The 23,940-nt window shown below is 42.7% G+C and carries 26 protein-coding genes and 1 riboswitch; of the genes, 6 read left to right on the forward strand and 20 right to left on the reverse strand.

Annotation, left to right across the window (positions count from 1 at the left end; all coding sequences use genetic code 11):
- Positions 1 to 186: 186 nt before the first annotated feature.
- Positions 187 to 1,110 carry an Rpn family recombination-promoting nuclease/putative transposase gene (locus Q0Q74_RS04450; RefSeq protein WP_294428929.1) on the forward strand — a complete coding sequence of 308 codons (924 nt, stop codon included), beginning with the start codon at positions 187 to 189 and terminating at the stop codon, positions 1,108 to 1,110.
- 221 nt (positions 1,111 to 1,331) lie between these two features.
- On the opposite strand, the gene cbiD is transcribed toward Q0Q74_RS04450, so the two are convergent.
- The 4 genes from cbiD to Q0Q74_RS04470 form a co-directional block, all read right to left on the reverse strand.
- Positions 1,332 to 2,600 carry a cobalt-precorrin-5B (C(1))-methyltransferase CbiD gene (gene cbiD / locus Q0Q74_RS04455; RefSeq protein ID WP_294428930.1) on the reverse strand — a complete coding sequence of 423 codons (1,269 nt, stop codon included), beginning with the start codon at positions 2,598 to 2,600 and terminating at the stop codon, positions 1,332 to 1,334.
- Position 2,601: 1 nt separating this feature from the next.
- Complete coding sequence (locus Q0Q74_RS04460) at positions 2,602 to 3,264, reverse strand: precorrin-8X methylmutase (protein WP_294428932.1); 663 nt, start codon at positions 3,262 to 3,264, stop codon at positions 2,602 to 2,604.
- 1 nt (position 3,265) lies between these two features.
- Complete coding sequence (locus Q0Q74_RS04465; RefSeq protein ID WP_294428934.1) at positions 3,266 to 4,261, reverse strand: aldo/keto reductase; 996 nt, start codon at positions 4,259 to 4,261, stop codon at positions 3,266 to 3,268.
- 90 nt (positions 4,262 to 4,351) lie between these two features.
- Complete coding sequence (locus Q0Q74_RS04470) at positions 4,352 to 6,886, reverse strand: cobyric acid synthase (RefSeq protein ID WP_294428936.1); 2,535 nt, start codon at positions 6,884 to 6,886, stop codon at positions 4,352 to 4,354.
- Positions 6,887 to 7,013: 127 nt separating this feature from the next.
- Here Q0Q74_RS04470 and Q0Q74_RS04475 point away from each other — a divergent pair, with 127 nt between their 5' ends.
- The 3 genes from Q0Q74_RS04475 to Q0Q74_RS04485 are packed head-to-tail and all read left to right on the forward strand — an operon-like array spanning position 7,014 to position 8,960.
- Positions 7,014 to 7,553, forward strand: a complete 540-nt coding sequence (locus tag Q0Q74_RS04475; protein WP_294428938.1) for a glutathione peroxidase — start codon at positions 7,014 to 7,016, stop codon at positions 7,551 to 7,553.
- A gap of 17 nt (positions 7,554 to 7,570) precedes the next feature.
- Positions 7,571 to 8,494, forward strand: coding sequence for an NAD(P)/FAD-dependent oxidoreductase (locus tag Q0Q74_RS04480; protein WP_294428940.1), 924 nt, complete (start codon positions 7,571 to 7,573; stop codon positions 8,492 to 8,494).
- 13 nt (positions 8,495 to 8,507) lie between these two features.
- Entirely contained in the window at positions 8,508 to 8,960 is a 453-nt protein-coding gene (locus Q0Q74_RS04485; protein ID WP_294428941.1) for a MarR family winged helix-turn-helix transcriptional regulator, read from the forward strand.
- A gap of 78 nt (positions 8,961 to 9,038) precedes the next feature.
- Here the strand turns inward: Q0Q74_RS04485 and Q0Q74_RS04490 are convergent, their stop codons facing one another.
- Complete coding sequence (locus Q0Q74_RS04490; protein ID WP_294428943.1) at positions 9,039 to 10,049, reverse strand: iron ABC transporter permease; 1,011 nt, start codon at positions 10,047 to 10,049, stop codon at positions 9,039 to 9,041.
- A 3-nt stretch (positions 10,050 to 10,052) separates the two neighbouring features.
- Positions 10,053 to 10,715 (reverse strand): HAD family hydrolase, encoded by a 663-nt coding sequence (locus tag Q0Q74_RS04495; protein WP_294428945.1) that lies wholly within the window; start codon positions 10,713 to 10,715, stop codon positions 10,053 to 10,055.
- 145 nt (positions 10,716 to 10,860) lie between these two features.
- Between Q0Q74_RS04495 and Q0Q74_RS04500 the strand changes: the two genes are divergently transcribed.
- Positions 10,861 to 11,457 (forward strand): 2-dehydropantoate 2-reductase, encoded by a 597-nt coding sequence (locus Q0Q74_RS04500; protein WP_294428947.1) that lies wholly within the window; start codon positions 10,861 to 10,863, stop codon positions 11,455 to 11,457.
- A 38-nt stretch (positions 11,458 to 11,495) separates the two neighbouring features.
- Here Q0Q74_RS04500 and Q0Q74_RS04505 read toward each other — a convergent pair whose 3' ends face one another.
- From Q0Q74_RS04505 to cas2, 9 genes are all read right to left on the reverse strand, one after another.
- A complete protein-coding gene (locus tag Q0Q74_RS04505) occupies positions 11,496 to 11,774 on the reverse strand; it encodes an acylphosphatase (RefSeq protein ID WP_294428949.1) in 279 nt (92 codons plus the stop codon).
- Between the two features lie 514 nt (positions 11,775 to 12,288).
- A complete protein-coding gene (locus Q0Q74_RS04510; protein ID WP_294428953.1) occupies positions 12,289 to 13,326 on the reverse strand; it encodes an HAD family hydrolase in 1,038 nt (345 codons plus the stop codon).
- A gap of 295 nt (positions 13,327 to 13,621) precedes the next feature.
- Positions 13,622 to 14,755 (reverse strand): ABC transporter substrate-binding protein, encoded by a 1,134-nt coding sequence (locus tag Q0Q74_RS04515; RefSeq protein ID WP_294428954.1) that lies wholly within the window; start codon positions 14,753 to 14,755, stop codon positions 13,622 to 13,624.
- Positions 14,752 to 15,642, reverse strand: a complete 891-nt coding sequence (locus tag Q0Q74_RS04520) for a hypothetical protein (protein ID WP_294428957.1) — start codon at positions 15,640 to 15,642, stop codon at positions 14,752 to 14,754. The genes Q0Q74_RS04515 and Q0Q74_RS04520 overlap by 4 nt, the downstream gene beginning before the upstream one ends.
- An 11-nt stretch (positions 15,643 to 15,653) precedes the next feature.
- Positions 15,654 to 16,541: a sirohydrochlorin cobaltochelatase gene (locus Q0Q74_RS04525; RefSeq protein ID WP_294428959.1), complete on the reverse strand. Its 888-nt coding sequence runs from the start codon at positions 16,539 to 16,541 to the stop codon at positions 15,654 to 15,656.
- 27 nt (positions 16,542 to 16,568) lie between these two features.
- A riboswitch (cobalamin riboswitch) is annotated at positions 16,569 to 16,724 on the reverse strand.
- Between the two features lie 126 nt (positions 16,725 to 16,850).
- Positions 16,851 to 18,011 (reverse strand): hypothetical protein, encoded by a 1,161-nt coding sequence (locus Q0Q74_RS04530; protein ID WP_294428960.1) that lies wholly within the window; start codon positions 18,009 to 18,011, stop codon positions 16,851 to 16,853.
- 72 nt (positions 18,012 to 18,083) lie between these two features.
- The gene (locus tag Q0Q74_RS04535) at positions 18,084 to 18,875 is read right to left on the reverse strand and encodes a bifunctional 2-polyprenyl-6-hydroxyphenol methylase/3-demethylubiquinol 3-O-methyltransferase UbiG (protein WP_294428961.1); all 792 of its coding nucleotides are present in this window, start codon (positions 18,873 to 18,875) and stop codon (positions 18,084 to 18,086) included.
- A 51-nt stretch (positions 18,876 to 18,926) separates the two neighbouring features.
- Positions 18,927 to 19,070, reverse strand: coding sequence for a hypothetical protein (locus Q0Q74_RS04540; RefSeq protein WP_294428963.1), 144 nt, complete (start codon positions 19,068 to 19,070; stop codon positions 18,927 to 18,929).
- A gap of 120 nt (positions 19,071 to 19,190) precedes the next feature.
- On the reverse strand, positions 19,191 to 19,478 hold the full coding sequence (gene cas2, locus Q0Q74_RS04545) for a CRISPR-associated endonuclease Cas2 (RefSeq protein ID WP_294428965.1): 288 nt from the start codon (positions 19,476 to 19,478) through the stop codon (positions 19,191 to 19,193).
- A 147-nt stretch (positions 19,479 to 19,625) separates the two neighbouring features.
- Between cas2 and Q0Q74_RS04550 the strand changes: the two genes are divergently transcribed.
- Complete coding sequence (locus Q0Q74_RS04550) at positions 19,626 to 20,249, forward strand: NYN domain-containing protein (RefSeq protein WP_294428966.1); 624 nt, start codon at positions 19,626 to 19,628, stop codon at positions 20,247 to 20,249.
- Here the strand turns inward: Q0Q74_RS04550 and cas1c are convergent, their stop codons facing one another.
- From cas1c to ribD, 5 genes are read right to left on the reverse strand one after another with little or no spacing between them, the layout of a single operon-like run.
- Entirely contained in the window at positions 20,250 to 21,281 is a 1,032-nt protein-coding gene (gene cas1c, locus Q0Q74_RS04555) for a type I-C CRISPR-associated endonuclease Cas1c (RefSeq protein ID WP_294428968.1), read from the reverse strand. It abuts the gene before it with no gap.
- A complete protein-coding gene (cas4, locus tag Q0Q74_RS04560; protein ID WP_294428970.1) occupies positions 21,282 to 21,923 on the reverse strand; it encodes a CRISPR-associated protein Cas4 in 642 nt (213 codons plus the stop codon). It abuts the gene before it with no gap.
- Complete coding sequence (locus tag Q0Q74_RS04565) at positions 21,923 to 22,312, reverse strand: type I CRISPR-associated protein Cas7 (protein ID WP_294428971.1); 390 nt, start codon at positions 22,310 to 22,312, stop codon at positions 21,923 to 21,925. Before Q0Q74_RS04565 ends, cas4 begins: the two co-directional genes overlap by 1 nt.
- Positions 22,303 to 22,701: a CRISPR-associated endonuclease Cas3'' gene (locus Q0Q74_RS04570; protein ID WP_294428973.1), complete on the reverse strand. Its 399-nt coding sequence runs from the start codon at positions 22,699 to 22,701 to the stop codon at positions 22,303 to 22,305. Before Q0Q74_RS04570 ends, Q0Q74_RS04565 begins: the two co-directional genes overlap by 10 nt.
- A 2-nt stretch (positions 22,702 to 22,703) precedes the next feature.
- A complete protein-coding gene (ribD, locus tag Q0Q74_RS04575; RefSeq protein WP_294428974.1) occupies positions 22,704 to 23,843 on the reverse strand; it encodes a bifunctional diaminohydroxyphosphoribosylaminopyrimidine deaminase/5-amino-6-(5-phosphoribosylamino)uracil reductase RibD in 1,140 nt (379 codons plus the stop codon).
- Positions 23,844 to 23,940: the final 97 nt, after the last annotated feature.

A 23,940-nucleotide genomic window follows, 5' to 3' on the forward strand; every position in this document is an offset into this window, starting at 1 on the left:
ACGACATGGATGTCGAACGGTGCTGCCTTTCTTGTAATTATAACAAATTATTATCTGTGGACATTGCCGAAACATGACTTTTTTTTCAAATAAATAGGTAGAAGAAAAAGAAAAGACCTCATGCCTAATCGCATGAAGAAGGATTAGTTTCTTCAAATCTTACTTATTCGAAAAAAGGAGTCTTTTATGGCACCAACAGAAGCAACAAATCAAAAACGCGATTACAAAAGCTCTCTCTTCGTGAACATGTTCGGGCGCAATGTGAATGCAAAGGAACATTTTCTTTCGCTCTACAACGCAATCCACGACACGAACTTTAAAATAGGCGAAGTCGAGATAAAACCGGTCATGCTTGAAAATGTAGTCTACAACAACATCGAGAATGATGTATCGATGGAAATCAACGACAGCATAGTAGTTTTGGCAGAGCACCAGAGCACAATAAACAACAACATGCCGTTCCGATGCCTCGAATATCTCGTTGCGCATTACAACCGATTCTACACCGACAACGACAAGTACAACACGAAAGAAATCAAATTGCCCCGCCCGGAGTGCTATGTTTTCTACAACGGCGACGACGCTTTCCCCCAGGAAAAAATCATGCGGCTTTCCGACGCGTTCAAGGAAATCAAGCAAGCGACAAACTTGAAGGATTTGCCCGAATCGCTATCGCTCGACCTGACAGTGAAAATCTACAACATCAACAAGAACGCGAATCACCCGATTCTCCAGAAATGCGAGCCTCTTCTTGCATATTCAAATTTTACGGAGTATGCTAGAATAGGAAAGCAAAACGGAGAGAAGAATCCCCCGAAGTACGCGCTCGACATGTGCCGCCAGGAAGCTCTTCTCACCGAGTATTTCAACAATCTGAGCAAGGAGGAGCAGTCCATGATTTTCGGCGAATGGGATCAAGAGAAGTTCATACAAGTGCAGAAACAGATTGCCTACGAAGATGGCGAAGAAGCCAACAAAATCGCAAATGCAAAAAATGCCCTTAGAATGGGGCTTTCTCTTGAACAAGCTGCAAAAATCACAGACCTTCCTCTTGCTCAAGTGTGTGCTATCAGGGAAGAACTAGCCCTAGAGTGCAAAATTCCAACCTGAGCAGGGAGACCTGCTATAAAAAGTCAATAGATTAAGATTAAGAATTCATAGCTTCGTCTGAAAGTTTAGAAACATCAATATTTGAAGAGCGGGTCATGCGAAACGGCAACAACAGATGCATGGGTTGACTTTTTTCATATACGATGAATCCTGATGTGAAGAGTATTTTTTTCCTAGAATAATAACGCAAAATTATAATTTTGTCAGATGGGTGAGAAAAATCAGAGGATGTCCGTAAAACTGTCGCTCCCCATCTCCGCGATAAAATCACTCACTCCTTCCGATTTTCCCAAAAGGCCGCTCTCTTTCGTGAAAATTATCACTTCCACATCGATTTTTCTGTCTGTCCAATCATATATTTGATTCCGTATCCGCCTTACGACTTCTCTCATAATCAAATTACGCGTTTTTCCTTCATCAATTAAATCCAGGACATGAATCGCTTGCTCTGTCGTTATACAGGACATCAACCTTTCTTCAAACGAATCAAAATCTTCTATTATATTGAGATTTTTGGCCACATCACACAGGATTTCCATCCGCTTGTCACCGTACTTTGAGTGCGTATTTTTTACTCCCGCCGCAACTTTAACGAGTTTTCCGACATGACCGCAAAATAGCATCTTTTTAAAACCAGTTTTTACCGCCATCTGAACGGAATCATAAACAAAATTCGAACAGTGAACCGCCGTTTCGGGCGAAAAACCAAATTCAGCCTGCAAAAAATCGGCACCGTAATTTCCGGGAACAACCGCAAGGATTTCTCTCCCCTGCGCCTTCCGCATGTTTATCTCAAGCTGAATCGTATCCAAAATCGCCTGCTCACTCATCGGCTCAACGATACCGCTCGTACCAAGAATCGAAATTCCGCTAACAATCCCAAGTTTCGGATTAAATGTCTGAGAGGCAATTTTTTCTCCATTCGGTACACTTATTTCAACCTCAAGGCCAAAAGCACCGCCAAGAGAGTTTTTTCCATATCGTTTGATTTCACTTGCAAGCCCTTCCAAAATCATCTTTCGCGGAACAGAATTTATTGCTGCCTCGCCAGGCTTTTGGTCAAGTCCGGGCAAAGTAACACGCCCCACTCCATCCCCGCCAAGAATTCTGACAGACACACCATCAATTTCCGATTTCGTTCCCAGGGAAGCAGAGCGTTGAAAATTTGTTACCATTTTATCCGAAGGAACTTTTCTTACGCACGCAAAGATTTCAATTCCATTCGTTACATCAGGGTCAGTTCCGCTGAATTTTTGCACGGAGCAGGAAGCATGGTCTTTTTCAATGGATTGATTTTCAATTTCTATGCAGACTTTAATGCCTTTTGGCGTCGACAAAATTACATACGGCACGATTTCACCAGTCAGAAGCATTCTCATTGCCGCAACACTCCCAGCCGCCGCACAAGTTCCGGTAGTAAAACCAATTTCGGGTTCAGAAAGCGCCTTTTTGAGGAAAAATGATTTTGTTTTATTGATATTTTGCGGCATTTTAATCACGCCTGTCGCTCATAGAATATAAAATGGCATTACAGATTGCGGCGGCAACCGTACTTCCGCCCTTTCGGCCTTCACTCACAATAAAAGGCACGCCGCTTTTCATAATCATTTCTTTGGCAGCAACAACATTCACGAATCCGACAGGCACCCCGATTACCGCTACAGGTTTAAAACCGCCCTGCATAAGAGAGCAAAGTTCCACAAGTGCGGTAGGTGCGTTCCCGATTGCGAAAATCACTGGCTTTTGGATTTCACTCGCCTTTTTCATGCTCACGGCCGCACGCGTCATATTCAGCTCTTTTGCCTTTGCGGCGACTTCTTCATCCGCCATAAAGCAAAGAGCTTCCCCGCCAAAGCGGGAAAGTGTTTTTTTATTGATACCGGAAAGAGCCATATTTGTATCCGTCACGATACAGGCTCCGTTCGAGACCGCATTTTTTACAATCTGCATGACATCAGGCGAGAATTTCAGCGTTTCAGCGTATTCAAAATCCGCCGTCGTATGAATCACCCGCATGATGACCGGCGCAAGCTCTTCTGGAAGAGAGATATTTTTTTCTTTCAGCTCACGAGCGATAATCGAAAAACTTGTCTTTTCAATATCAGCAGGCGCGACATGCTCAAAAGTTTCAAAAATCTCCGTACTGACAGACATTTTATGACCTTAAAATTGAATCGATTTCAGCAAGCTCTTCATTTGAAAAATCAAGCCTTTCCAAAGCCCTTACATTTTCTTCGATTTGAGACGGGCGGCTAGCACCAATCAGAACCGTAGAAACAGCATCATTATGAAGAAGCCATGCAATTGCCATCTGAGAAAGTTTTTGCCCTCTTCGTTCCGCAATCACATTCAGTCTTCCTGCTTTTTCAACAACGCCTTCATTGAAATTTTTGACGATTGAAGTTTTTCCTTTCGCGAGCCTTGAATCTTCAGGAATTCCGTTCAAATATTTGTCCGTAAGCAAGCCCTGATAAAGCGGAGAAAATACAGAAATTCCGATTCCGTTTGATTTTGCCCATTTGTCAAGACCGTCATCCTCAACCCAGCGGTTCATCATTGAGTAACACGGCTGATTTACGATGAACGGCGTGTGAAGTTCCTTAAATATAGAAGAAATTTGCTCGGTCTGTGCCGTATTGTAATTTGAAACACCGACATACAAAGCCTTTCCTGAGCGGGCAATCTGATCAAGGGCAAGTGCCGTTTCTTCAAGCGGTGTATTCGGGTCAAAAACATGATGATAGAAAATATCAACATAATCCAAGCCCATTCGCTTCAAACTCTGGTCAAGCGAAGAAATCAGATACTTGCGGCTGCCGTTTTTGTCACCATAAGGCCCCTGCCACATATCAAAACCTGCTTTAGTAGAAATACAAAGCTCATCGCGATACGAACGAAGCCCACGATCAAGTATTTTCTTAAAGTTCTCTTCCGCAGAACCGTTAAACGGATGGCCGTAATTGTTTGCAAGATCAAAATGCGTAATTCCCAGATCAAAAGCCGTATGGCACATCTTCTCTGCATTCTCAAAAACAGAGCCGAAGCCAAAATTCTGCCAAAGACCAAGTGAAATTGCGGGTAATTTCAATCCGCTTTTACCACAATGACGGTAAATCATCTTTTCATAACGATTCTCATTTGCTTTGTACATAAAGTCCTCCTCAAAAACTAGCCCATAGATTCTACCATAGTTTTTAAAATGGAGCGAGAAAAAATATTGTTATATTGAGCAGGTCCAGCGCTATTTTGAAATCATTTCATAGATTTTCTTCATATCAAGATGCTGCCTTAGCGTGTCTGCAAGAAGATTGTACTGACTTTCCTTAAATTCCTGAATGTTACCGGGGATTTCTGCCTCAGCGTTGAAAATTTGTGACTTTTTCGAAGAATCTGAATCGTTCTGCACCGATTTTCCGTCTGATTTTTTGAGGCCAGCCCACTTAAAGCCTTTCCGTTTTGCCAGAATTTTAACGAACTGAGCCGTAAATTCCAATTCATCAAAAAGACCGTGCAAATAAGTTCCAAAAACATTGCCTTTGACCGCTCCGTCAAGCTTTTCCTCACCCGAAACTGAATCAATAACCTGAGCAAAACAAGAAACAGACGAATCCGCCCCCGAAGCAGAAGATTTTTCAAATTCTTCAGAAAATTTTGTCCGCCCCTGATGAATCTCATAGCCCGAAACCGAAAAATGTGAAAGCGGCGCAAAGATTGATTCATCACCGCCATCACAATGAAGATTTTTCACCTTTCCGTTCACTCGGGTAAGAGCCTTTTCCGAAGAAAATTCCGTCTCCACAGGAAGCAAGCCCAGACCTTCAGTGATTTTTTTGGCAGAAGACGGATTTTCATACTCGGCTTCACTTCCCGAAAGTCTTTCTCCAAGCATCTGGAAGCCGCCGCAAATTCCCAGAACAGGAGTTCCTTTCGCAGCCTCTTTTTGAATCAAATCAGCAAAACCCGAATCATTAAGCCACTTCAGGTCACCAAGCGTATTTTTTGTTCCCGGAATGATTATGCAGTCAGGAAAACCCAAATCCTCAGGTTTTTGCACATAGTATGAATTAACGGCATCAAGATTTTGAAGAGGATTGAAGTCCGTGAAGTTTGAAATATGCGGCAAACGAACGATAGCAAGCTGAATTTCGTTATTTTTATTTCTAAATTTTGCCAAACTGTGCAGATTTTCAGACAGTGAATCCTCATCATCTAGCCGAATCTTAACATAAGGCACGGTTCCAACAACAGGAATCCCGGTTTTCTCTTCGAGCATTTTTATTCCGCTGTCAAGAATCGATTTATCACCCCTGAATTTGTTTATGACAAGACCTTTTATACGAGCACGCTCTTCAGGTTCAAGCAATTCAATCGTTCCGACAAGCTGCGCAAACACTCCGCCACGGTCAATATCAGCAACCAGAAGCACCGGGCTGTCAGCAATCTTTGCCATGCCCATATTCACGATGTCATTTTCTTTAAGGTTGATTTCGGCAGGACTGCCCGCCCCTTCAATCACAATCACATCATGAGAAGAAGCCAGTTTATCGAAAGCATCTTTTATCTGTGGCACAAGCGATTTTTTAAAAGCAAAATAATCTTTTGCCCTCATATTCCCGATTGCCTTACCATTCACAATCACCTGACTTCCAACATCACTCACCGGTTTCAGAAGAATCGGATTCATAAGAACGCTTGGCTCAAGGCCGGCCGCTTCCGCCTGCATGACTTGCGCGCGCCCCATTTCAAGCCCTTCTTTTGTAACAAAAGAATTCAATGCCATGTTCTGAGATTTAAACGGCGCGACAGAAAGCCCGTCCTGCTTAAAAATGCGGCACAATCCAGCTACGATAAAACTCTTGCCCGCATTAGACATCGTTCCCTGAATCATCAGCGGACGACAATGAAGATGATCGGCCTCACAAGCTGAATTTTGACCGATTCCCGGCGAGGCCTGCGCCCCAATCACTCCCTTCTTTTCGCAAAATTTCCTTACAAGCTCCGAATACGACTTTTCATTATCAAAGAAATCACCCCCAAGCTCATAAAGATTACAAATCTGCTTTTTACACTCAGACTCATCGCGGGAAAGTTCCGAAACCTCATCTTCGCCCACACACAAAATTCTGTCCGACACTTTGAGTGCAAGATCAAGCTCATGCAACGAAGAAATCACCGTCACGCCATTTTTACACAAATCTTTCAGAACAGAAAGCAGCTCCAAACGCCAGCGAATATCAAGATATGAAGTCGGCTCATCCAAAACCAAAACCCTTGGGTTCTGAGCCAATGCCCGTGCTATCAGAATACGCTGCTTCTGGCCGTCACTGACTTTCATAAAATCCTGACTCGCAAATTTTTCAGCCTTAACAAGCGAAATCACTTCGTCAATTTTTGCATTATCTTCATCAGTTAAAAGTCCAAAATGCCCGGTATAAGGATAACGACCGCCGGCAACCACATCCCGGCAAGTCAGCAGCTCAGGCTTAATGCTAACCGTAAGCAAGGCCGACATCACGCAGGAACGCTCCTTTGCAGAATAATCAAGCAAATCCCTGTTATTTAAGAAGATTTTCCCTGAAACCGGCGGAATTTCACCAATCAGGGTTTTAAGAATAGTTGATTTACCAGAACCGTTCGCACCAATCAGAGAGATAAACTGCCCTTCCTCTAAAGAAAATGAAAAAGGCCGATGAAGCGGGCGCGAACCATAACCCACTGCAAGATTTTGAAATTTTACAACCGAAGAATGTGATTCCGTTTTCGTATTTCGCTCCAAATTTGATTATGCTCAAATTATATCATAAAAAAATTCAGAGTGCTATTGACAATTTTTATTGTATCAAATATTATTTGATTAAATTAAACATCCTGGTTAAGCCATCATACAGGAAACGGAGGTAAATATGGCAATTTATGACTACACAGTTTTGGACAGAAAAGGAAACGAAGTTTCTATGGCTAATTTCAAGGACAAGGTTCTTCTGATTGTAAACACAGCAACAGGCTGCGGCTTTACCCCGCAATACAAAGGCCTTGAAGAACTTTGGCAGAAATATCACGACAAGGGGCTTGAAATCCTCGATTTCCCATGCGATCAGTTTGGTCATCAGGCACCCGGCGATGATGATGAAATCCACGAATTCTGCCAGCTCAAATACAAGACAAGTTTCGACAATTTCAAGAAGATTGAAGTGAACGGCGAAAATGAACTTCCGCTCTTCACCTTCCTCAAGAGCCAGCAGGGTTTCAAAGGCTTCACCGGCATCAAGGGAGCGTTAATGAATACTGTTGTCGGAAAAATCGACCCGGACTTCAAAAACAATGCAAACATCAAGTGGAACTTCACGAAATTCCTGGTTGACAGAAACGGCAATGTAGTTGACCGCTTTGAGCCAACTGTTGAACCAAAGAAAATCGAAGAAAAAATCGAGAACCTACTGTAAAAAACGGAGGCGAAACCATGACTTTTGACATAATCATCATCGGAGCGGGTCCGGCAGGAGTTTCTGCAGCCCTTTACGCAAAACGCGCAAACCTCAATGTCGCAGTTATCTACTCAGGCGAAAGCCAGCTCGAAAAGGCTCATAAAATCGATAACTACTACGGTTTCCCACAAGGAATCCCAGGCCCGGACCTTTACAAAAACGGAATCGAACAGGCAAAAAATCTTGGCGTGCAGGTAATACAGGCAGAAGTCACCCACCTTGAAATGCTTGCCCCGCCGCCAAAAACCCAATATTCTGTTAAGGCCGGTGGCAATGAATATTCTTCATCAGCATTGATTCTTGCGACAGGAAACAAAAAGCTCCGCCCGCCAATCGAAGGAATTCTTGACTTCGAAGGAAAAGGCCTGTCCTATTGTGCAGTATGCGACGGATTTTTCTACCGCAAAAAGAATGTTGCCGTAATTGGAAACGGAACTTTTGCCGTAGAAGAAGCAAGTCACCTCGCTCACATTGCGGACAGCGTTACAATCCTCACTGACGGAAAACCTGATGATGAAGTACAATCAGTGCTGTCAAAAGATTCTTCGCTTGCCGAAAAAATCAAAACCGACAAAAGGAAAGTCACCAAAATCCTCCCAAATTCAGAAAACACTAAACTTGGCGGCGTTCTTTTTGAAGACGGCGAACAGCTCGCTCTTGACGGAGTTTTTGTCGCACTCGGTTCAGCAGGTGCCGCTGATTTTGCGAAAAAGCTTGGTCTCATGTTAAACGGAGATTCAATCGCCACAAACGAAAAAATGGCAACGAATGCCCCTGGAATCTTCTCATGCGGCAACGCAAACGGCGGTCTGCTTCAGGTTTGCAAGGCTGTCTATGAGGGCGGTGTTGCGGGCTTGAGTGCGGTCGATTATATCCGCCAGATGAATAAAACGGAATAATAAGGAAGATTGTATGCAGAACGAAATCGAAAAATCAGATTCAGGTAAGTATTCCTGTTTAAGATTGCAGAATCAGCTATGTTTCCCACTATATGCTGCTTCCCGTGAGATTCTGCGCAATTACACTCCTCTTCTCAAAGAGCTTGACCTCACTTACACACAGTACATCGTGCTTATGGTTCTTTGGGAAGAAAAAATTGTTTCCGTTGGGGATTTAGGGAACAGACTTTTCCTCGACACAGGCACTCTCTCCCCACTCCTGAAGTCTATGGAAAAGAAATCCCTGCTCAAACGAACCCGTGATTCTGCTGACGAAAGAATTGTCAAAATCTCGATTACGGAAGAAGGCGAAAAACTCAAAGAAAAAGCCGTCACCATTCCAGAAAAAATCGGAGGATGCCTTAAAATCTCAAAAGACGAAGCCGAATCCCTTTACAAGATTTTGTACAAGATTCTTTCAAATTAGAGCATTGTTCGATTTTCGGTCATAAGGGAGTTCTAAAAGCAATAAACACGGTTTCAGGGGGGCTAAGCTCCCCCTTTTTTACTTCCCTTTCCGTCTTGAAATCAGCATGAAAATCACGACGGGCGCACCGAAAATCGAAGTGACCGTGCTGATGCTCAGTTCCAGCGGAGCAAACACGCTTCGGGCAATCAAATCGCAAACAAGGCAGAAAAGCGCACCGCCCAAAAAAGAAGCGGGAATCACTGTAAGCGGCTTTGAAGTCTGAAACAACTGCTTAATCAAAAAAGGAACCGCGATTCCAACAAAAGAGACAGGGCCGGCAAATGCAGTAACACAGGCAGAAAGCACGCTCGACAGAAGAATCAAAAGAGGCCTGAAAAGCTTTGTATTCACGCCCATCGTTCTCGCATAAGATTCGCCCAGCTGGTATGCAGAAATGGGCTTTGCCAGCAGAAAGACAAAAATCACGCACAGAAGAATAATCACGCCGCTCACCGCACAATCAGAAAGCGAAAAGCCCGCAAAACTTCCCTTCGACCAGTTATGAAGATTCACAATGTCTGCATCCTGAGCAAAAGTGACAAAAAAATCAGTAAGTGCCGAAGTGATGTAGCCAATCATGATTCCAGCCACTAGAAGCGAACCGATATGATGAACTTTTTTCGAAATCAGCAATATAAAAAGCGTAGAGAAAATTGCGCCCGCAAAGCTTGATGTGACCAGCGCGGCAGAACCAACGGAAATTCCCCGCTGCAAGAAAAAAATCATCGTCATTGCCACGAACATTTTCGCACCCGAAGAAATTCCAAGCACAAAAGGACCGGCAATCGGATTCTGAAAATAAGTCTGTAGCAGAAATCCCGAAAGCGAAAGTCCGCCCCCCAAAAGAAAGGCCATAATCACGCGCGGAAGCCGAATCTGCAAAACGATATTGCTTTCCTGCAGCGAGTGCGTTCCATGCAAAAAGAGAATCTGAAATACACGCAAAGGCGGAATATGAACGGAGCCAGAACAAACAGAAACAAGGGATGCCAAAAAGACCGCAAAAATGAGAAAAACGAAAATCAAAGGCGAACGGAATTTACTCATAGTTTAACAGGAAGCCGGCTTAAAAGACGAGGAAACAACATCGTTGAGTTCTGAAAATTTATCGATTTTTGCAAAATAATCATCTGTCTCCGGACGGCCAAAACCATACGCCGCCCAGATAAACGGAACGCCTGCCTTCTGACAAGCCTCAAAATCCCCCTGCGTATCACCGACATAAACAGGAGCTTTCAATCCGTTGCGTTCTGCAAGAAGACGGATATTTTCTGCTTTTCCAAGCCCTGTGTTTCCGTAACACTCAAAATCTTTAATCAGGCCGGAGATTTTATTTTTTTCAATGACAAGCTCGATGTACCCTTTCTGGCAGTTGCTGACTATAAAAACCGGGATTTTTCCGGCAATCACCTTCAAGGTATCGATTACGCCTTCATAAGTGATGTTTTTTGTATTTGAAAGAAGTGCCTTCTGTTCCCGCTCGCAGCATTTGTCCATAAGGATTTGCTTTTCGTCGGAAGATAATTTGCCAAAAAGATTATCCGCAATCACATCCATCGTTTTTCCGAACTGACCTTTAAGGATTTCGGCCGTTACATGCGGAACCTGCGGAAAATTTTCATCTATTGCCTCATTCCAGGCTTGCGCGACAATCCCGGTTGTATTCCAGATTGTTCCATCGACATCAAGAATTACGCCATCAAATTTGCTCATAAAAGTTCCTCTTTACGCGGAAAGGCTTTTGCGTTTTTCATATTTATGAGATTATAATATATACGGTATTTGAGATTTTTTTCAATCCGGCAAATTTTATTGTCGCAGTCAGAATCCTGATGCAAATCTTTTGGGAGCTTTAACAATGAATATTTATGTTGATTTTGATGATTGCCTGTGTGAAACCGCCCGCCACTTCTCAACCCTTGCGAAAGAGCTTTTTGGAATAGATTTGCCCTACGAACGCATAAAATACTTTAACCTGCAAAAATCATTTTCCCTCACCGACAAACAGTATGAAGAGATGATGATTAAGGCGCACCAGCCGGAAATTCTTCTGTCTTATAAAGAAACGCCCGGTGCATCAAACACCCTCAACAACTGGCTCGATAAAGGCTACGATGTATCAATAATAACAGGCCGTCCTTTCAGTGCCTGGGAACCATCACGAGAATGGCTCAATCAGCACGGTCTTGAACGAGTCAAATTATACTGCTTTGATAAATATGGCAGAGACGCATTTATTAAAGACAGCAGCTTCAGCCTGAAACCCGAAGATTACTATAAAATGCACTACGATTTTGCCGTAGAAGATTCCCCTGCCGCATTCAAATTCTTTGACCATTTGCCGGATTTGAAAGTGATGGTCTTTGACCGCCCGTGGAACCAGGAATGTGAATTCCCCGGAGCAAACTATAAGAGGTGCATTGACTGGCAGATGATAAGTGAGCTTGTGGGATGATTTTATTGAAGCTGCTAGCGCAAATTGAAAGATAAACTCTAAAATCTGATTCTAAAGCCGTGCTCAACAGGATTTACAGGAACTGTGCGGCATTCAATGCTGTCAATGTTTAGGAAACAGTCGGTTTTAAGCTGTTTTATCAATGCCGCGACTTTAGCTTCCGGGCCCTGGGCTTCAAGCTCAACTGAACCGTCAGACTTGTTTTTTACCCAACCCGAAAGCCCTAATCCTCTTGCATCGAACTGGGCTGTACAACGGAATCCTACCCCCTGAACCATGCCGACAAATCTGAAATGCTGCCGTATAACATTTTCCATATCAAAAACTATATCACGACAGCATTTCATTTTCTATAGCAATTAAGCTAAAAGGTAAAATGTCGAGTTTTGCAAATCTTCTGAAAACAACAAAAACAAGCTCTCGGCGGGAACATGGCACTGAACTCCACGGTTGTGCGAAATTGGAAATTAGACTCGCTTCGCTCGCTCGCACAAAGTGGGTTCGTGCCATAACCCCGCCTACGCTTGTTTTTGCATCACTCAGCAAATGCAAAACTCGGCATTTTTCCATTATATGCCGATATAGCCATCTAATGGCGAGTTTTGAACTTACCGGATATGGCAAAAACGGCGCGAGGGAGCGAAACGGCTTACGAAAACACTCGTTTTGTGCTGCCGCGCAAGCGGCAAATGTATATAGTTACAAGCACAAAACGCGTGTAGCAGGCTAGCCTGCGGTTTCGATAAGCCGTTATCACGACTGGGAGCCGTTTTTGCAACAGTCAGTAATTTTCAAAACTCGACATTAGACATGGAAGAACTAAACACCGGATTAGCGTCGTTTTACGCCTTCACCGTAAATTGTCTTCCAGTCGTCTTTCATTGAGATAGGAATCCAACCGAACTTTTCGCAGTCGCTCTTCATTTGAGCGGCCTTTTTTGGATTTCCATATTCGCGTTCGGTATCATCACAGCAAAGCATAAATCCGAGTGCCTTGTACGGATTATTGTTAATCGTATAATTTACCATGCTCGCATCACTCATAGCATTTCCGAATGCAAGAACCGGCTGAACTCCAACTTCCTGCGCAATCACGGCAACCTTGTTCATCTGAAGATTTTTAACAAGATTTTTGCCTCCGAGAATGAGCTCATCGCCCTTTGTGAAAGTATATGAAAGTCCGTCAATTTCACCCTGATTGCTTGAAATAATCGTGCTGTCAGAACCGATAACCTGATACGGTCGGAGAACAGGAAGATTCTTTGCAACAAGCGGCCGAACTGTGAGACGGTCCGTGCCGCTGCAAATATAAACGGTAAAACCATTTTCAGAAAGATAATTCACGACTTCGACCATCGGTTTATAGAATGATTCACCACGCTTCATTCCAATAAATCCCGGCTGATCCTGTTCCATAAAATCGGTAATGAATTCCTCAAATTCTTTCAAAGAAAGACCTGTGTAAACTTTTGAGACCATGCTTTCTCGCTTTGAGCTGAGATTAGGCATAATCCCTTTTTCGCGTGAATTTCGCGCGATTTCACGCTCTTCCTCGCTTGCATTATAGCGGGGATCATCAAGAACGCGATGCTCAAACAAAGCCCAGTCAAAATAAGTCGGGTCCGTTTCAAGAATCAGGGTGCCGTCAAGATCAAAAACTGCGATTCGATTTTCAAGCGGAATGAAATCAGCAGAATCCTTTTTTGTCACCGATTCAACATACTCAACGAGAGCTTTCTTTGCAGGCGCATTTTCTGTCCATGAAGAAAGATTTTCGTTTGTTGCCCGTGAACAGCTGAATGTTAGCAAAGCAACCGCAAAGACCAGAAACAGATTTTCAAGAAGATGCTTTTTAGAATTTATTTTCATTTGTAAAAAACTCCTATAAAAAGTCAAGAAGAAAGTTTCAACTTTCGATTGACTTTTTAAGCTGCTCCGTAATGAAATGAGGAGCGGCAATTGATAATGCAAGTTTCCAACGGAAACTTGTCAAGATAAAAAGCAGGCGCTATTTCAGACTGCTTTTTATCCTAACTCCTTATATATATTTATACGAGGAAAATTCAAAAAAAGCCAGAAAATTTTAATATTTTTTAAGGATTTGCCGGAATCATGCCGGAATAACTCACAACTGCATGCAGGGCCGCACAGCCCACGAACAGGTCTACTCTACCCTTTCCAGAAACAAAGTCTCTTCGCCGCGCCCATCCACAATTTTCTGTAAATCGAGAATCATGTCACCAATTCTGTCCGTCGCCTGATAAAGATATTTTCCAGTTGCCCAAACTTCATCCGCTGCAATCGCTTTGAATTCCTTAAAAAGCGGATTTTTTTCAATAAGTTCCTGTTTAGAATGAATCGAATTGTCAATCGCAGAATTGTAAATCAGAATGTCAGCATCTGCACTCATCGCATAGAATTGTTCCATCGAAATCTGAACCGAAGGACTTCTGCTCTTTCGTGTCTCCGTAAAAGCATATTTTCCGCCCGCAAGTTCTATCATCTTAACGATGTAATCATCACTTCCACGAATTACAACCATGCCAGTAGGTGTTATATAGAAGAAAGATACCTTTTTTGAAGGGCGCGGATTAGAATCAGAATGGATGCCCAGTTTTTCAACCTGCCTGTCAAAAAAAGATTTAGCCTCACTGGCCTTGCCAAAAAGCAGTCCGTAAAGCTTAATCCATTCAAGCCGGCCGAGCGGATGTTCCTCATAACTCGATTTATCAACAAACACCGTGATTCCAAGTGACTCAAGTTTTTCCAGAATTGAAGGCGTATGATAAATCATGGTGGATTCAATCGCAAGCGGGCAATTTTCTTTAAGCAGAAGCTCAAAGTCCGGGGAATTGTATTTTCCAGCATACAAAAGCGTGCCGTTTTCAATTGCACGCAAAGGCTCTTCAATGTTCCAGTCTTTTTTTTGAATCGCCGAAAAACGAATCGAATCAACAGAGCCAAGCCTTGCAATCAAAGACATTGCCGATGAAGCACACAGATAAGCGTTTTTAACCGGAAGATTTATCGTTCGAATTTCAGGCGGAAGATTTTCCGGAGCACTGTGATTTTCTGGAATCAATAGATAACGGTCTGAATCAAGAACCGTCAGAAGAACAAAGTCATCAGCACCGTCACTGTACACATCAGCGCGAAATGCCGTGGCATAATCCAACGAAATAGTATGATTAAAAGTCAGGCCTTCGATTTGAGGAATAGCCTGAGAAACATTACGCGAGCATGAAACAAGCAGGAAAAACAGTATAATCAGCGAACAACGCTTGATTTTTGAAATCATTTTTTCTTTTTAGTTTTTTTGGCAGATTTTGAATCGAATTCCAGCCAATAATGAATTTCGTGACTTTTGCTCATGGCAACAGTGTCAGCGGTAACAGGCATTTTTTTATCGAACACATAGACAGGAATTTCAAAGGTAGAATTTCCGCCTTTTTCAAGATTTTTTTGATTTACATCAAAGCGGGAACGATTGACCTTCATGTAATCATAGTTTGCACTGCTCCACTCTAGCTCGGCAGTCGCAAGCCCGTCTTTTACCGTTATGTATGCCGGACTCTTAACAAAAGCTCTTCCGCTCCCACCAGAGAGTTTTACATTGATTTTATATAAGCCATCTTTGAGAGCGATTTTTTGCTGCTTTTTGGGCGATATAAAAATCGATTCCTCCGGGAGAGAAGAAGCATCAAATAGAATATCCCGGTCATACCACTTTTGTTTTTTTGAGCTGAATGCAGCACATTTAATAGAAGAATTTAACGCTTCTAAAGGAAATTCAAAGCAGTAAGAACCGTTTTCATTCTGTGAAAAAGGAATATCGTCTGTGCCCCCCGCACTTGCCGCATCCAAAGCCGTTCCAAGAAACAGCTTTGTGTATGACTTTCCGCTCAGCGTGATGTTTGCACGAATTGAGCCTGAGCCGCTTTCATCGGATTTTACAATAATCTTTGCCGCAACAATCCTGAACATTGAAGAGCTTGATTCCGTTTCAACAGAATACTCGCCTTCCGCAATGTCGTCCGCAAAAACTGGAATCATGTCTTCGGTTCCAACCTTCTGCGGAGTGAGAACTTCGTTCCCCGAAGCGACAAGACTTTCTACAGACTGCGCAAATGAAGCATTGAAAAGCAAAAACTGAAAGATTACAGCAAGTACGAGAGATTTTCGCATAGGATTCTATTCTACAGTGATTTTACAGCAGCTTTTGCATGCTCAACATAAATCTGCTGAATTGTTGCGTCCTGTCCCAATCCTTCGAGAACGCACTCAACCTCAAAGCCAGCTGCCTTGAAAATTGATTTCCATGAATCGTCCTCATCACCTGCCATGTCATTGTTTGCATGATCACCAGCAACAACCATGAGAGGAAGAAGAACGACTTTTGAATATGTGCCTTTTGCCTTGATTGCCTCAACCAAATCCTCTACAGAAGGTTTTGCTTCGACAGTGCCTACATAATAGTTAGCGAAACCTTTTGCAGTGAGAGTTTCCTGCATCTTAGAATAGATTTTGTTTGATTCAGCTTCTGTTCCGTGACCCATGAAACAGATTGCGCTTTTGCCATCGTCAAATTTTGCTGTTTTTGCAGTGATTGCGGCAGCAACTGAATCGAAATCAGCATCGCTTGAAAGAAGAGGCTTTGAAAGGACAACCTTTGAGAATTTGCTTTCATATTTTGAAAGGATTTTCTGCAAGTCATTGTACTCAAATCCGTCCATCAGGTGAGTTGGCTGAACAACCAGTGTTTTGACACCGTTATTTGCAGCTCGTGTAAGAGCCTCGTCAACATTGTCAATTACAAGATTTTCGCGCTCTTTAAGGATTTTGATGATTGTATCAGCAGTAAAAGCGCGGGCAACAGTGTAGTCAGGGAAAGCCTTTGCAATTGCATTTTCGATTCCGCCGATTGTGAGGTCGCGGGAAGAATTGTAGCTGGTTCCGAAGCTGACGACAAGAATTTCTTTGTCATTTGAAGCGACTTTTGCTGTACTTCCACAAGATGTGAAAACCGAAGCGAAGAGAACACTTGCACCCATTGCAAGTGCGGCCAATTTAGAACATTTGTTCATTTAAAAACTCCTTTGTCTCGAAGAAGACTTTTAATATTAACTTTAGGCTGGTGTCTGACTCGAAATAACTTCTCACAGTAGCGGCACTGCTTGGGATTTTCACCCAATTCCCAGTTAGGAGCCTGCCCGTATCATCTGATTCAACGATATGTAAGCAGACTCACCTAAAATCGACTTTTAATTTATCATTTAAGGAAAAAATTTTCAATTATGGGCGCAAACCAACTGTCTACGGGTGTTCCGCGGCTTGCTAACGCGCGGTGCCTAAACGGCACTGGCTTTGCCACCGCTCCATACCCGGGCGCACATTTACTTGCCGCCAACGCGATACTTTGCAGTAATTGGAACTGTCCATAGCCAGCGATATTCGCCGTCAGCAATTTCTTTATAGAACATATCCAAGCCGGCCGTGAGCGTCCATTTTTCAATTTCAAGCACTACCCTTGGGTAAAATTCCCAGGTATCGAAAGAATTTGAAGAATCAGATGTGTCAAAGGCAGCATAATAACCGACCATAGGCTTCAAGGAAATCGCTTCAGCAACAGGGAACTGAACCTGCAATGCCGAATAAAACGGAACGATGCTTCCATCAACAGAATGTCCGATTTCACTTTCACTCGTGATTTTTACGATTCCGATTACAGGGCGAATTGCCAGCGAAAAGAGATTTGATTTTTTGACATCCGCATACATCGGCGATTTGCTGCTGCTCACGACCGCAACAGGGCTTAATACGGTGTGCGCGACAAAAGGCCTGACATTATGAGAAAAGGCTGCAAAAACTCCAAGATTCTTAAACGCGCCGATATTCCGACCTGAATAGTTTATTGAAAGACATTCAGAAAAATCTTTCTCAGAAATTGAATTTACATCAGCGTCATCATCACCGGTTGCGGAATACAAAATGTCCGCGCCAAGAACGACAGGAAGGCTTTTTGAAACCGTGGCAAAATCATAGCTCACTGCGGCATTCAACCCCCAGTTCTTTCTATATTCAACATAGCTTTCGGTAAGAGGCAGGGCAAGTCCGAAAGTCAGTCCGTTTCGTTCAATTTTTGCACCGAAGCCTGTTTCACCCCAACGGGCAGCTCCGGTGTAAGTCTCTGTAAGTGAAAAATATCCGCCAGGAAGATAATATGAATAGAGCTTTCCGAGTGCGAATTCAAAAGAATTGTTTCCGAACGGCCTGATCTTTATATACGCGCGCTTAACATCAAGTTTCTGAGATTCCGCTTCTTTTGAATCGGTCTTGTTGAGGCGATAATACAATTTTCCGCCAAGCGTGACAAAATCATCGCTCATCACACTTTCGGCCAAAAAATATGCTCCGCCGAATTGAACATCATCGGTTTCATCCTTGTCGATTGGTGTGACAGAGAAAGTCAAAGTCGTATTGTTTTTGCTTCCAGATGCAAAAACCGAAGCGACAGAAAGAACTGCCGCAAGAAGATTGGCAAATACTTTTTTCATGCGTGAGATTATGGCGGAAATCAGAAAATTGGGCAATGAAAAACCAGCAGATTCCGACAGGTTCAAAAACCTTTATTTCCGGGCCACAATCACCATCGTGCGTGCATTCTGATTATATGGAGAAAAATCGAAATCACCGTAAATTTCTACTGACTTAAACCCGATTCCAATCATTATGCGTTTTAATTCGATTGCCGAGTAAAGCCGCTGAACAAATTCATGCTCAATCCGCTCGCCAGTTTCATTGTCAATCAAAATCCAGCGGGAACGAAGACCTTCCCAAGCACCCACGACGCTGAAATCAGTGAGGACAGTCTTACCGGCTCGTTCAAACCATTCGCCTTCAGTAAAATCTTTGATTGCGATTTCTCGGCTGATGTTTTCGAGAATGAAAAATCCGCCGTCACGAATAGAATTGAAAATCGATTTTAAAATCTGCACATCTTCTTCGATTGTATCGCAGTAGCCAAATGATGTGTAAAGATTAATCGCGCAGTCATATTTTTTTTCGGTTGTAAAAGTGCGCAAATCTGCTTTTATCAGCTCCAAATCAACGCCTTCTGCACTGGCACTTTCGGCCGCCGCATCAAGCTCTGACTGAATCAAATCAACACCGGTGACCTCAAGGCCTCGTGAAGCGAGTTCCACGGCGATTCTTCCAGGACCACAGCCTGCATCAAGGATTTTTGCTCCCTTGCCAAGACCGGCGATTTTACAGACGCTCTCTGCGACACTCGGAGCTTCTGCCCAGCGGGCCGCGTCAAACATAATCGGAGCATAATTGTTCCAGAAATCTTCTTTTTCAAACCACTCAGTTTTTGCGCTTGTTGGTTCCGATTTTTTTGACTCTTTTTTCTTCGCCATGATTTTCTCCCTAAAACTATTTTAACACGCTTTTAACGATTTTGGAACTAATCACGCACCTTTTCCATATTCAAGCAGAATATCGTCATCGAAACGGGTGCTTTTTTCAAGGTGGAATTTGAAGGCTTCATCGGGGAGATTTACACCCTCGTGAGGGAGCGACACTATATGCTTTAAATCTTTGTCATACAACAAATTACTATCATATTTCTGCGAACCTGCAATACGGCAAAAAGACTTAAATCATAATTCATTGTATTTCAAGGAAATATAAAAATCAATAGAAAATGTTCTCCGTAGGTTCGCAGAAGCATTTTACAAAATCAGAACGCCTTGAGGATTTATAGGTTCTTTTTGACCAATGTGTTCAACTTTTCTCTGCCAATTTGCTCCGAGTGAATAGAATCTTAAACTGTCATATTCGGGATTTATTTCTTTCAACAATTTTGTCTTTAGTTCGACCCACTGTGCGGGATCAACAAGGCATTCAAATACTGAGTACTGAACACGCTGGCCATAATCTTCAAGGATCTTTGCTACATGCCTTAACCGTTTTTCACCCTTTTCATCTTTTGCTACATCATAACTCACAAGCATCATCATTTTAAGCCTCCAAAATAAGAAAAACTGTATTGACTACACACAAAAATAGTGTTATATTTAATACATAAAGACCGAAAGTAGGGTTTTATATCAAACACATTTTTGTGTACCCTAAGTAGGTCTATTTTTTTTGAGGGGGTAAATGTTGTGAACACAGCAGTACTTATAGATGGCGCTTTTCTTCGTAAAAAGTTCCATGCTGCTTATAAAAAAGATATTACAGCAGAAAATATCAATAAATTTGCAAACTCCTTGCTCACACATTTTAATCTTCCTTTGAATGAACTCCATCGAATCTATTATTACGATTGTTCTCCTTGCACGGCAAAAAGTTCTCTCCCCGTAACAAACCGTGCTTTTCTGTTTGAGAAAACTCCCCAATTTTCTTATGGTAAACAACTTCTTTCTGACATAAAAAAACTTAATTTTTTTGCCGTCAGAGAAGGAACTCTTCAATTTTCCGGTTGGAAACTCAAAAAAACTGCATACAATAAACAGCCTCTCACTGATGATGACTTTGAGCCAGAACTTCACCAAAAAGGGGTAGATATAAAAATCGGTCTTGACCTTGCATGGATTAGTTTTAATCACATCGCTGAGCGAGTAATCTTCGTTACTGGTGATTCCGATTTTATCCCAGCAATAAAAACTGCTCGTAGAAACGGTATTTTTATTTATCTCGCAACATTGAATCATATGGTTCGTCCTGAATTGCCTGACAATTGCGATCTTTCGCTCTCAGATTCTATAAAAATATTCAACTGCATATAGTTATTTCCAGATATAAACAGGATAGCCGTTAATATCTCCACGCAGATGTCTGGCTAAAAGACGAGCCTGAGTTTGAAACAAAATCGCAAGATGCATTTTCTTTTCTACATACGGATGATTGAGCACGGCTTCTTTCTTTTTCTGATACGCCTGAACCACTGTTTTTCGTGCGGTTTCATTCATAATTACTGCACCGCTTGCAGTTTTTTCAAATTGACTGGCAGTAACTTCATTGCGATTTATCAGCGAAAGCACAAGTCTGTCTGCAAAAAACGCACGGAACTCTTCCATCAAGTCAAGCGCAAGGCTAAGTCGCCCTGGTCGGTCACGGTGCATGAATCCAACTGCGGGGTCAAGGCCGACGACTTCGCATGCGCTAATCATATCGTGGTACAAAAGTGTGTAAACATAAGAAAGAAGTGCGTTAACATTGTCGAGAGGCGGTCGGCGATTTCGTCCTCCGAATTTAAATCCACCTTTTTGGGAAGTAATAAGTTCATCGAACACCGAAAAATATGTTTCAGCTGAATCGCCTTCAATTCCACGGAGCTTGTCCAAATCATTTTCTCGCTCAACTTTTTCTAGGCTTCGGCTCAAACTGTCGATTGCAGTTTGAAGGCGTGGAACATCAACTTTGTCTTTGTGGTCGCGAACTGCACGCTGCAATACGGTTCTCTGATTTGCGATTTTTCCCATAATGAAATATTTTGCAACCTGAGCAGATTTTTCCTTATCATCTGAAACTCGGTACTGAGCTTTACGAAGAAGAACATTTCCTGAAACAGGACCTTGAACACGGGCAAGGAATTTTCCAGTTTCGGAAAGAAAGCTGATTGTAATGTTGTGCTCAGGAGCAGCACCAAGCAGAAACGGACTTACATAAATGTTTCCAAAACAGACAATACTGTCGAGGTTTATCATCGGAATTGAAGCGACGGTTTTATCTTCCACAATGACTTCAATAGCTTCGCCTTTTTTATGAAGATAAGTTTTCTGTGTCGTAACATACAATGTGTTCAAAAATCTTTGCATTTACACCTCGTCAATTCCAATTGTTTCAGACTGAATCCGCCGTTTTAGATAAGTTTCGACAGATTTGTTCCGCCCTGCAGATTCTGGAAAACACTCGTCAATGAATGAACATGATTCGCATTTTCTTTTGTATTCCGCTAGCGGAGTTTTTCCGCTTTCGACAAGTTCATGGAATTTTCTTGCAAGTTCAATCGTCTCTAATCTAAGCTCATCCGTAATTTTTACAGGAATTCTTCTGCGGATTTTAAAATAATACAACGCACCTTCTTCAATCTTACAACCAAGCATTTCTTCAAGGCAGATGACTTGCGCACAAAGCTGAACTTCATCACAAGAATCTTCTTTCGGCTCGCCGTGCTTATATTCAATGGGAATAACAGTTCCATCTGAATAAAACTCTACAGCATCGGTTTGACCAGTAATGCCGAGGAAACTTGAGGCGATTTTTAAATCACGCTCAGTTCGCACTATACGCCGAGATTCCCCTACTCCGCTGTGAACTTTTTCGTGCTGGGCACGACCAGATGCGGTGAAGAAGTTTTCATGCCAGAGTTGTTCAATATGTATGAGTGCACACTGCCGCGGACAGAACTTTATATGTTGCAGTCCGCTGAGCAGGAGGTAGTCGGATTCTTGATACATCAGACTGTCACTATTGTTTTGATTTCAGATAAAGGATTACCATCCAAAGTGATTGTATAATCGGAAAAATCACGGGCAGGCGTATTTCCTGTGTGCTCGCATTTAACTCGATTGAACAATTCATCAGCTGGCTTTGAACCAAGTGCGGAATTATGCTCAAAAATCACAAGTCTGCGAGTTGTCATAAGTCCTCGAGCTGCAGCACGGTCAACTTCGAACATCTGCATAAGTGCTTCCCAAAGCAAATCCAAATCTTCTGTTGAAAACCCTGTGCTTGAAGCGAAATGCGGAGAAACAAAACCGCAGGCTTTGTACAAACCGTATGGAACGGTGTATTTGCGTCCCATAGTTCTTTCTTTATCGACATCCTCTTCTTTTGTTACTGCCATTCGTGTAGTTTATCAAGATATGCAAAATCATAATCTTGTAAAATCGATTTCAAGCTATTTCCGCTACCAGCAGAATAATCCGGAAGTCCTGCGTGGTGACCTGCAATCAGATATGGAATTACTTTTGCAATCGGGTCTTTTGAATTCATCTTAGAATATGCATATTGTGCACCAGCTTCACTGTGGTTTACTGATGTTGATTTTTCGCCACGAATATACTTCTGCCAGTCATTGTCCGCTTTTCCAAAGTCGTGAAAAAGCCCTGCATAGTTTGCCCAATCTGAGTTGTTGAATGTCTTTGCAAAACCAGAAGCAAGGCGTGCAACATTTTTCAGATGCTCGTCTAAAGTCTGTATCTCTGTTTCGTTTTTATGTGCTATCGCTTCCATATTTAAATTACATATTCAAGCAGAATATCGTCATCAAAGCGGGTGCTTTTTTCAAGGTGGAATTTGAAGGCTTCATCCACAAGATTCACGCCCTCGCCACCGACAGGCGATTTTGCATTTCCACCAAAGATTTTGGGCGCGACAAAGGCATAGATTTTGTTCACAAGACCCGAATTCAGCATTGAATAATGAACTTCGCCGCCACCTTCGACAAGCACACTGTCAATCTGCTTTTCACCCAGAATCTTCATAAGCTCAAGGACATCGACCTGAGCCTTATGCGTTTTTTCGTCCATGAAGGACTTTGTGCACAAGATTTCAACACCCGCTTTTTCAAGGGCAGCTCTTTTTGACTGAAAATCGGGGCAGGAATCACAGCAGGCGGCAATCGTTTTGATTTCTCTAGCAGATTTTACGATTTTGCTTTCAAGAGGAATTTTGAGATTTGAATCAAGGATAATGCGCACCGGATTTCTGCCAGTCAATTCCCCGGAGTCGTTGCAGAGACGGCAGTTTAGCATCGGGTCATCTTTTAGGACAGTATTGATTCCAGCAAGAATTCCTGAGTAACAATTTCTCAACGCATGGACATATTCGCGGGATTTTTCGTTTGAAATCCATTTTGATTCGCCAGTTTTACACGCGATTTTTCCATCGAGCGTCATCGCGAATTTGAGCGCGACATATGGCAATTTTTTCTGTATATAATAGAGGAAAATTGGATTTAAAGCGTCACATTCGCTTCGCAAAAAGTCTTCTTCGACAAGAATTCCGTGCTCGCGGAGGTAAGAATTGCCTTTTCCGTGGACAAGAGGATTGGGATCACGGCTTCCGACCACGACTCTGGCGATTTTTGCCTCGACAAGCGCATGAGTACACGGGGGCTGCTTTCCAAAATGACAGCATGGCTCCAAAGTGACATAAATTGTCGCGCCCTCAGGATTTTTGCCATTTTGGTAACAATTTTTCAACGCTTCCCGCTCTGCATGGAGTTCTCCCCAGGCATGATGCCAGCCTTCACCGATAATCTCGCCGTTTTTTACGATTACAGCCCCTACGAGAGGATTTGGATTCGTGCGGCCTGTACCGAAGCGGGCAAGTTCGATTGCCCGAAGCATGAATTTTTCTGAGAGAGCTTCCATAGAGTTATTCTATCTTTCAGTGAGGAAATTGTAAACTCGCAAAGACCTGTGAGGAAACAGCGGTTGCGTAGCAACTAGCGGTTTCCTCACAGGTCGA

The organism is uncultured Treponema sp., assembly GCF_946187725.1.
Classification (GTDB): Bacteria; Spirochaetota; Spirochaetia; order Treponematales; family Treponemataceae; genus Treponema_D.